Raw genomic sequence first — 7,905 nt, 5'->3', positions numbered from 1 at the left:
CGCCCGAGGTGGCCAGCGTGCCGGCAAACAGCTTGGCCCAGCCCCCGATGTTGGGCGCAAAGCCGCCGGTGACGATCAGCCCCACCTGCCCTTCGGCGCGCTCGCGAAAGTACGCCGCCATGCGCGTGAGGTCGCGCCCGTCCTCCAGCCCCGTATGCATGGAGCCCATGAGCACGCGGTTCTTCAGCTGGGTGAAGCCCAGGTCCAGCGGCGCGAGCAGGTGCGGGTACAGGGCCTGGCCGCTGGGGGCCGTGGTTGACGCAAAGGGCATGGAGGCACTCGCAGGTTTCGGCAGGCTCCAGCGATGCCGCTCAGCCCACGGTGATCGCGACCAGGGTGGGCCGGTGCGCACGCCGGGCGGCCAGCTGCCCGCGTGCATGCGCGGTCACAGGGCCCGCGCCAGCCGCGCCGCGCCCTCGCGGATCTTGTCCACATCGGCCGTGGCGAACGACAAGCGCAGTGTGGCGTGGTCGGGCTGGGCGCAGAAGAACGGTGTGCCGGGCACGAAGGCCACGCCCTCGTCGATGGCGCGCTTGGCGAACACATTGCCATCCGCCACTTTGCCGCCCGCGCCCGTGAGGCGCGCCCACACGAACAGCCCGCCCTGGGGCTGCACGAATTCGATGGCGTCGCCGAGTTCCTTGCGCAGCGCGTCGCCCATGGCCTGTGCGCGCTCGGCATAGACCGCACGCACCTTGGCCAGCGTGGCGGGCATGCGGCCGGCCTTGAGGTATTGCGCGGCCGTGGCCTGTGCGAAGGTGCTGGTGTGCGCATCGCTGAACTGCTTGCACATGGTGGCCTTGGCCAGCAGCTCGGCCGGCGCCACCATCCAGCCCACGCGCAGGCCGGGCGAGAGCACCTTGCTCAAGGACCCGCAGTGCACCAGCAGATCGCGGCTGCCCGGCACGTTGGCCGAGAGGTTGAGCAGGCTCGGTGGCGGGGCGTCGCCGAAGTACAGGTCGCCGTAGGGGTCGTCTTCTACGATCAGCGTCTGGTGCTTGACGGCCATCTCCAGCACCTGCTTGCGGCGCGCGAGGCTCAGTGTGGCGCCGCTCGGGTTGCCGAAGGTCGGGATCAGGTAGACGAACTTGGGCTTGTGCTCGGCGATGAGCTGTTCCAGCGCGCCGGTCTGGACGCCGTCGGCGTCGATCGGCGCGCTGATCAGCTCGGCGCCGTACAGGCGAAAGCACTGGATGGTGGCCAGGAAGGTCGGACCTTCGACGATCACCTTGTCGCCGGGGCTGATCAGCGTCTTGCCCAGCAGGTCCAGCGCCTGCTGGCTGCCGGTGGTGACGATCAGGTTCTCGGGCGCGAGGTCTTTGGCGCCCTTGCTGACCATGAAGGCGGCCAACTGCTCGCGCAGCGGCTGGTAGCCCTCGGTGGCGCCGTACTGCAGTGCCCCGCCGGGCTCTTCGCCGAGCGCCTGGTTGACCGCCGCGCGGATGCCGTCCACATCGAACAGGGCACTGTCCGGAAATCCCCCGGCAAAGCTGATGATGCCGGGCTTGCCAAGCAGCTTGAAGAGTTCGCGGATGGCGGAGGTTTCGACGTTGTTCAGGCGATCGGCGAATTGCATGTGCGAGGCTTTCTATCAAGACAAAAGCGGGGCGTGGCCCCAATGGCCAACATTGTCAGCCAATTCCTGCACCCGTTCGCGCCCAACGCCGACGCACCCCGGCCGCGCTTGCGCGCACGCTGGCGGCAGCACAGTGAAGGAGCCACGATGAAATTCCCCCTGATGTACCGCGCGCTGCACGCCTGCGTAATTGCGTCGGCCGCGTTGGCACTGTTTCCGGCGGGCGCGCAAACGCCTGCGCCCGCAGAGCCAGCACCCGCCGCCACCCCGGCGGCCGGATCCATGCCCGCCGCACCCCGCGCACACGGGCCACGCCCCCGGGGCGAACGCCCCATGCACCGCCGCCACCACCACCGGGATGGCGTCGAACCCGCCAATGCCGACCGCCTCGCGGGCAGCCAGAGAAGCAGCATGACGGACTACGAACGCAATGCCCTGGCGCGCTGCGATGTCTTCAAAACGCAAGACGACCGGCGTGCGTGCGTGGAGCGCATGCACCAGCCGGCGCAGGGCAGCGTATCGGGCGGTGGATTGCTGCGCGAATACACCTATGAGGAGCCTGTCGACAGGCCTTGAGGTCCGGCGGACGCGCAAGCCTCGGTTGACCATGGGCGGGCCGGGTCAAGCTGCGCAACAATCGGGGGCCTACCAGACGCCTCCCGCCCGATGAAACCTGCGCTGATCGAACCCTTCTTCGCCACCCTCAAGGCGGCCAACCCCCTGCCCAACACCGAGCTTGAGTACACCACCGTCTTCGAGCTGCTGGCCGCTGTGCTGCTCTCGGCGCAGGCCACCGACGTGGGCGTGAACAAGGCCACGCGCAGGCTGTTTCGGGTGGCGGGCACGCCGCAGGCCATCCTCGACCTGGGGCTCGAAGGGCTGGAGGGCTACATCAAGACCATCGGCCTGTACCGCAGCAAGGCGCGGCACCTGATGCAGACCTGCCGCATCCTCGTCGAGCGCCACGGCGGCCAGGTGCCGCACACGCGCGAAGAGCTCGAAGCCTTGCCCGGCGTGGGCCGCAAGACGGCCAACGTGGTGCTCAACGTGGCGTTCGGCCAGCCCACCATGGCGGTGGACACGCACATCTTCCGCGTCAGCAACCGCACGGGCCTGGCGCCGGGCAAAACGCCGCTGGCGGTGGAGCAGCAGTTGCTCAAGCGCGTGCCGGCGCAGTACGCAGTCGACTCGCACCACTGGCTGATCCTGCTGGGCCGCTATGTCTGCCAGGCGCGCAAGCCGCGCTGCTGGGAATGCCGGGTCGCGCCGTACTGCGACTACCGGCCCAAGACCCCCGCGCCCTGAACTGCGCGTTTCGGAAAGACACCAGGCCAGCGCGCGGCGGCGGCGCGTGGGCACAATACCGGCCTTTTTTCACCCCCGCCAAGAAAGCACACGACATGCCGCAACTCCATTTCATTCAGCAGGGCCAGGGGCCCGTTGTCGTCCTGAGCCACGCCCTGGGCTGTGACCTGCAGATGTGGGATGGCGTGGCCGCGGCGCTGCAAGACCGCTACACCGTACTGCGCTACGACCACCGGGGCCACGGCCGCTCGCCTGCGACCGACGGCACCTTCACCATGGACGACCTGGCCGATGACGCTGCCGCGCTGATCCGCCAGCACGCCGCGGGCCCGGTGCACTTCGTCGGCCTGTCGATGGGCGGCATGGCGGCGCAGGCGCTGGCCGCGCGCCATCCGGGCCTGGTGCGCAGCATCACCGTCGCCAACTCCGCCAGCCACTACGACGACGCCGCCAAGACCGGCTGGGCGGCGCGCGTGGACACGGTGCTGGCGCAGGGCATGGAGAGCATCGCCGACGGCGCCCTGCAGCGCTGGTTCACGCCCGAATTCCGCGCAGACGCCCACGGCGGCAGCGCGCGCGTGGCGGCGCTGCGCGCGGTGCTGGTGGGCACCGCCCCAGCGCCCTACGCTGCCGCCTGCGAGGCGGTGGCCCGTATCGATCTGGAGGCGGGCAACCGCCGCATCGCCTGCCCTGCGCTGGTGATCGCCGGCGCGCGCGACGAGGCCACGCCACCCGCGATGTCCGAAGCCATCGCGCGCTCGATTGCGGGCGCCCAGCTGGCCACGCTCGACGCCGCCCACCTGAGCGCGGTGGAGCAACCCCAGGCCTTCGCAGACACCGTGGCGCGGTTTTTTGAACGCCTCTGAGAACTCCTGAAAGAAGAGCTGCCAGCGCTTAAGCCATAAGCGCTGGAGCCTGATTTGACCTAAATTCCGGCGCCGCTATTTCGGCGCTGCGGCCGGCACGCGGTCAGCCGGCAGGTGGTCGGCCGGCCGCAGCAGCGCCGCAAACTCCAGCGCGGCCTGCGAGCGCCCGGCTCCGCGCCGCCACAGGATGCCGGCGTGCCGCAGCATCTGCGGTGAATGCAGCTGCACGGCGTCCATGTCCGTCGCCTGGCGCGCGGCGCGCTCGGGCACGATGCAGGCCAGGTCGCCCCAGCGGCAGACCTCGATCAGGCCTTCGACCGACTCCATCTCCACCCGCACCTGCGGTGCCACGCCGGCCTGGCGCAGGCTGTCGTCGATGAGGCGGCGCGTGGCAAAGGCGCGTGGCAGCATGGCCAGCGGCACCTGCTCGAGTGCCTTGAGCGCGAGCGTGCGCCGGCCGGCCAGCGGGTGGGCGCGGTTCACCACGAGCTGCATGCGCTCGGCAAACAGCGGCTCGGTCTCGATGTCCGCGCGCTCGGTCGGGTAGAACGCGATGCCCACGTCCAGCCGCCCCTCGACCAGCAGTTCCTCGATTGGGCCCGCGCGCAGGTCGCGCACCACCACGTTGACGCGGGGATAGGCGCTGCTGAACGCCGCCACCGCAGCGGGCACCAGCGTGTGCAGGAAGGTCGGGATGACGCCCACCGTCAAGCTGCCCGACTGCAGCCCCGCCATGTCGGCCAGCGCCATGCGGCCAGCCTCGATTTCCTGCAGCGCACGCGCCGCGTAGACGCGGAACGCCGCCCCGGCCTGCGACAGCTTGAGGCCGCGCCCGAGCCGGTCGAACAGCTTGCTGCCCAGCTCGTCTTCGAGCTGGCGCAGGCCGTGCGACAAGGTCGACTGTGTGACAAACAGGTTTTGCGCCGACAGCGTGAGGTGCTGTGTCTCGGCAATGTCCAGAAAGTAGCGCAACTGGCGAATTTCCATGGCGAAGGCCCCTTCTTTCGTTCGATGGTATCGAATGATAAGTGGCAAATAAATCATTGGAGCGTTCTGTGGATTGCCCCTAATCTCGTGTTTTATCGGCCTCCCGTGCAGGGAAGGCCACTGCCACCACCCCACCGAAGGCCCCCACGATGCAAAGCCGTTTCACCATAGAGCGCCTGCAGGCACGGATCCTGGACATCCCCACGATCCGGCCACACAAGCTCTCGTTTGGCTCCATCAGCCGCCAGAGTCCGGTCATCGTGCAGCTGTGGCTCAAGGACGGCGCCTGCGGCTTCGGCGAGGCCGCCACCATCGGCGGCCCCTCGTGGAACGAGGAATCGCCCGAAAGCATCCTGCACGCCATCGACAACTACCTGGCCCCCGCCCTCCTTGGCCAGCACGGCGGCGGCTTCGAAGCGGCGCTGGCACGCATGGGCCAGGCCTGCAAGGGCAATGCCTTCGCCAAGAGCGCCGTCGAGATGGCGCTGATCGATGCCGTCTCGCGCACGCTCGGCCTGCCCGCCTGGCAGCTGCTCGGCGGCAAGGTGCACCAGAGCCTGCCCCTGGCCTGGACGCTGGCCAGCGGCGACGTCGAACGCGACCTGCAGGAAGCGCAACTGCGCCTGGAGCAGAAACGCCACCGCATCTTCAAGATGAAGATCGGCGCACGCGCCCCCGAGGCCGACGTGGCCCACGTCACGCAGATCGCGCGCGGCCTGCAGGGCAAAGCCACGCTCACGGTCGACGTGAACCAGGCCTGGGACGGCAACACCGCGCGCCGCTACCTGCCGCAACTGGTCGAGGCCGGCGTGACGTTGATCGAGCAGCCCGTGGCGCAGTGGAATGTCGAAGCGCTCAAGAACCTCACCGCCACGCTGCACGGCGCCTTCATCATGGCCGACGAGACCGTGTGCACGCCGCAGGACGCCATGATGCTGGCGCGTGAACGGGCCAGCCACGTCTTCTCGCTCAAGGTGGCCAAGCACGGCGGCCTGCTGCGCACGCGCAAGGTGGCGGCCATCGCCGAGGCGGCCGACATCGGCTGGTACGGTGGCACGATGCTCGAGACCTCGCTGGGCAGCGCCGCATCGGCGCATGTCTTTTCGACGCTCGGCGCTGCGCACCACGGCTGCGAGCTGTTCGGGCCGCAGCTGCTGGTCGACGACATCGTCGAGCGGCAGATTCCGATTGTCGATTTCGAACTGCAGCTGCCCGACGGCCCGGGCTTTGGCGTCGAGATCTCGCTGCCCCAGCTTGAACGCTTCGACCGCGCCCGCCAGGGCCTCACCGCCGTGCACGTCGACATGGCCGCACACACCCCCGTTTAATTCCTTTTCTAAATCAAGCGTGAACGCGAAGGCGAAGCGCAGACAGTACAGACGTACGGCAAGCGAAGCCGACAAAGTGCACGTTTGATTTAGCAATGGAACAAGGAGAAAACCGATGCTGTTTCTAGTTCGTATGGACGTGAACATTCCGCGCGATCTGCCCGTGGAAGAAGCCAATGAGATCAAGGCCCGCGAAAAGGCCTATTCGCAAGACCTGCAGCGCGACGGCCGCTGGAAGAGCATCTGGCGCGTGGTCGGCGAATACGCCAACTACAGCATCTTCGATGTCTCGTCGAACGACGAGCTGCACCAGCTTCTCCAAGGCCTGCCGCTGTTCCCGTTCATGAAGATCGACGTGACGCCGCTGGCGACACACCCCTCGGCCATCTGAGCCTTTCTGCAACCACTACTACTAGACCAAGAGACACAACCATGATGACGAAACGACAGACGCTGGCCCTGCTGGCTTCGGGCCTGGCCCTGACCGCCCTCCCCACGGCGCATGCCCAGGCCCCCGCAGACAACTGGCCCAGCAAGCCGATCCGCTGGGTCGTGCCCTTCCCGCCGGGCGGCGCCATGGACGCGATCGCGCGCACGCTGGGCGAGAAGGCCGGCAAGGCGCTGGGCCAGCCCTTCGTCATCGAGAACAAGCCTGGCGCGGGCGGCAACATCGGCGCCGACTACGTGGCCAAGCAGCCCGGCGACGGCTACACGATGATGATCACCTCGATCGGCATGGCCACGAACAAGCCGCTGTACGGCAAGCTCAGCTACGACCCCGTCAAGGACTTCGCTCCGGTGAGCCTGCTGGCGGTCGTGCCCAACGTGCTGGTCACCAACAACACGCAGCCCCAGGTGAAAACCGTGGCCGACGTGATCGCCGCCGCGCGCAAGGAACCCGGCAAGCTGACCTATGCCTCGGCCGGCAACGGCACCTCGATCCACCTCGCGGGCGAGGTCTTCACCTCGCTGGCCAAGGTCGAGATGCTGCACATCCCCTACAAGGGCAGCGGCCCGGCCGTGTCCGACCTGCTCGGCGGCCAGATCAACTACATGTTCGACAGCATCACCTCGGCGCGCCCGCACATCGAGTCGGGCAAGCTGCGCGCGCTGGGCGTGACCACGGCCAAGCGCTCGAGCGCCCTGCCCAACGTGCCCACCATCGCCGAAGCCGGCCTGCCAGGCTACGAAGTCTCGCCCTGGTTTGCGGTGTTCATGCCGGCGGCCACGCCCAAGCCCATCGTGAACAAGCTCAATGCCGCGTTGCTCGCCGCCATGAAAGACCCCGACGTGGTCAAGCGCTTTGAAACCATCGGCGCCGAACCCGTGGGCTCCAGCCCCGAGGAGATGGCCCAGCACCTGGCGCGCGAGTCCGAGCGCTGGAGCAAACTGATCACCGAGCGCGGCATCCGGCTCGACTGAGCGGGCGCCGAGCCCCTTTTTCCACCCACCCCAGGAGACCTTCCATGGCCGAATTCACCAAAGAGCAGTTGCTCGAACGGGTCAACACGAACCACAGCGCCGAGGGCAACGCCCGCGTGCGCGCCCTCACCGAGCGCATCGTCACCGACCTGTTCCACACCATCGACGAGCTGGACGTGACGGCCGACGAGTTCTGGAAAGCCATCGCGTGGCTGACCCGCATGGGCCAGACCGGCCAGTTCGGCCTGCTCACGGCGGGCCTGGGGTTCGACCGGCTGCTCGACATCCGCCAGGACGAAGCCGACCAGAAAGCCGGCCGCGCCGGCGGCACGCCGCGCGCCATCGAAGGCCCGCTGTTCGTCGCTGGCGCGCCGCTGTCGCAGCACGAGGTGCGCCTGGACGAAGGCGAGCCCGAGGGCGA

9 protein-coding genes and 1 pseudogene are annotated in these 7,905 nt (G+C 68.3%); 7 read left to right on the top strand and 3 right to left on the bottom strand.

The features are described from left to right. Positions 1 to 271: pseudogene (gene fadH / locus B2J89_RS22695) on the bottom strand (NADPH-dependent 2,4-dienoyl-CoA reductase); the annotation flags it as partial. A 114-nt stretch (positions 272 to 385) separates the two neighbouring features. Continuing rightward, positions 386 to 1,576 (bottom strand): PLP-dependent aminotransferase family protein, encoded by a 1,191-nt coding sequence (locus B2J89_RS05805; RefSeq protein ID WP_169168278.1) that lies wholly within the window; start codon positions 1,574 to 1,576, stop codon positions 386 to 388. A 147-nt stretch (positions 1,577 to 1,723) separates the two neighbouring features. Here B2J89_RS05805 and B2J89_RS05800 point away from each other — a divergent pair, with 147 nt between their 5' ends. From B2J89_RS05800 to B2J89_RS05790, 3 genes are all read left to right on the top strand, one after another. After that, positions 1,724 to 2,152, top strand: coding sequence for a hypothetical protein (locus B2J89_RS05800; RefSeq protein WP_169168277.1), 429 nt, complete (start codon positions 1,724 to 1,726; stop codon positions 2,150 to 2,152). A gap of 90 nt (positions 2,153 to 2,242) precedes the next feature. Next, on the top strand, positions 2,243 to 2,881 hold the full coding sequence (nth, locus tag B2J89_RS05795; RefSeq protein WP_169168276.1) for an endonuclease III: 639 nt from the start codon (positions 2,243 to 2,245) through the stop codon (positions 2,879 to 2,881). 95 nt (positions 2,882 to 2,976) lie between these two features. Beyond that, positions 2,977 to 3,747 (top strand): alpha/beta fold hydrolase, encoded by a 771-nt coding sequence (locus B2J89_RS05790; RefSeq protein ID WP_169168275.1) that lies wholly within the window; start codon positions 2,977 to 2,979, stop codon positions 3,745 to 3,747. 75 nt (positions 3,748 to 3,822) lie between these two features. Here B2J89_RS05790 and cynR read toward each other — a convergent pair whose 3' ends face one another. Then, positions 3,823 to 4,734 carry a transcriptional regulator CynR gene (gene cynR / locus B2J89_RS05785; RefSeq protein ID WP_169168274.1) on the bottom strand — a complete coding sequence of 304 codons (912 nt, stop codon included), beginning with the start codon at positions 4,732 to 4,734 and terminating at the stop codon, positions 3,823 to 3,825. A 149-nt stretch (positions 4,735 to 4,883) separates the two neighbouring features. On the opposite strand from cynR, the gene B2J89_RS05780 reads away from it, so the two are divergent. The 4 genes from B2J89_RS05780 to B2J89_RS05765 all read left to right on the top strand — a co-directional run. Further along, a complete protein-coding gene (locus B2J89_RS05780; protein ID WP_169168273.1) occupies positions 4,884 to 6,062 on the top strand; it encodes a muconate cycloisomerase family protein in 1,179 nt (392 codons plus the stop codon). Between the two features lie 115 nt (positions 6,063 to 6,177). After that, complete coding sequence (catC, locus tag B2J89_RS05775; protein WP_169168272.1) at positions 6,178 to 6,453, top strand: muconolactone Delta-isomerase; 276 nt, start codon at positions 6,178 to 6,180, stop codon at positions 6,451 to 6,453. Positions 6,454 to 6,494: 41 nt separating this feature from the next. Beyond that, positions 6,495 to 7,484 carry a tripartite tricarboxylate transporter substrate binding protein gene (locus B2J89_RS05770; RefSeq protein ID WP_371809042.1) on the top strand — a complete coding sequence of 330 codons (990 nt, stop codon included), beginning with the start codon at positions 6,495 to 6,497 and terminating at the stop codon, positions 7,482 to 7,484. Between the two features lie 44 nt (positions 7,485 to 7,528). Next, a partial coding sequence (locus tag B2J89_RS05765; protein WP_305792652.1) for a dioxygenase occupies positions 7,529 to 7,905 on the top strand: 377 nt, incomplete at its 3' end.

The sequence above is a fragment of the Acidovorax sp. SRB_24 genome, from assembly GCF_012931925.1.
This window is presented reverse-complemented; position numbering and strand designations above follow the sequence as displayed.

Coding starts and splice junctions, on each gene's coding strand:
- B2J89_RS05805 (WP_169168278.1), bottom strand. CDS start 1,576: ATGCAATTCGCCGATCGCCTGAACAACGTCGAAACCTCCGCCATCCGC.
- B2J89_RS05800 (WP_169168277.1), top strand. CDS start 1,724: ATGAAATTCCCCCTGATGTACCGCGCGCTGCACGCCTGCGTAATTGCG.
- nth (WP_169168276.1), top strand. CDS start 2,243: ATGAAACCTGCGCTGATCGAACCCTTCTTCGCCACCCTCAAGGCGGCC.
- B2J89_RS05790 (WP_169168275.1), top strand. CDS start 2,977: ATGCCGCAACTCCATTTCATTCAGCAGGGCCAGGGGCCCGTTGTCGTC.
- cynR (WP_169168274.1), bottom strand. CDS start 4,734: ATGGAAATTCGCCAGTTGCGCTACTTTCTGGACATTGCCGAGACACAG.
- B2J89_RS05780 (WP_169168273.1), top strand. CDS start 4,884: ATGCAAAGCCGTTTCACCATAGAGCGCCTGCAGGCACGGATCCTGGAC.
- catC (WP_169168272.1), top strand. CDS start 6,178: ATGCTGTTTCTAGTTCGTATGGACGTGAACATTCCGCGCGATCTGCCC.
- B2J89_RS05770 (WP_371809042.1), top strand. CDS start 6,495: ATGATGACGAAACGACAGACGCTGGCCCTGCTGGCTTCGGGCCTGGCC.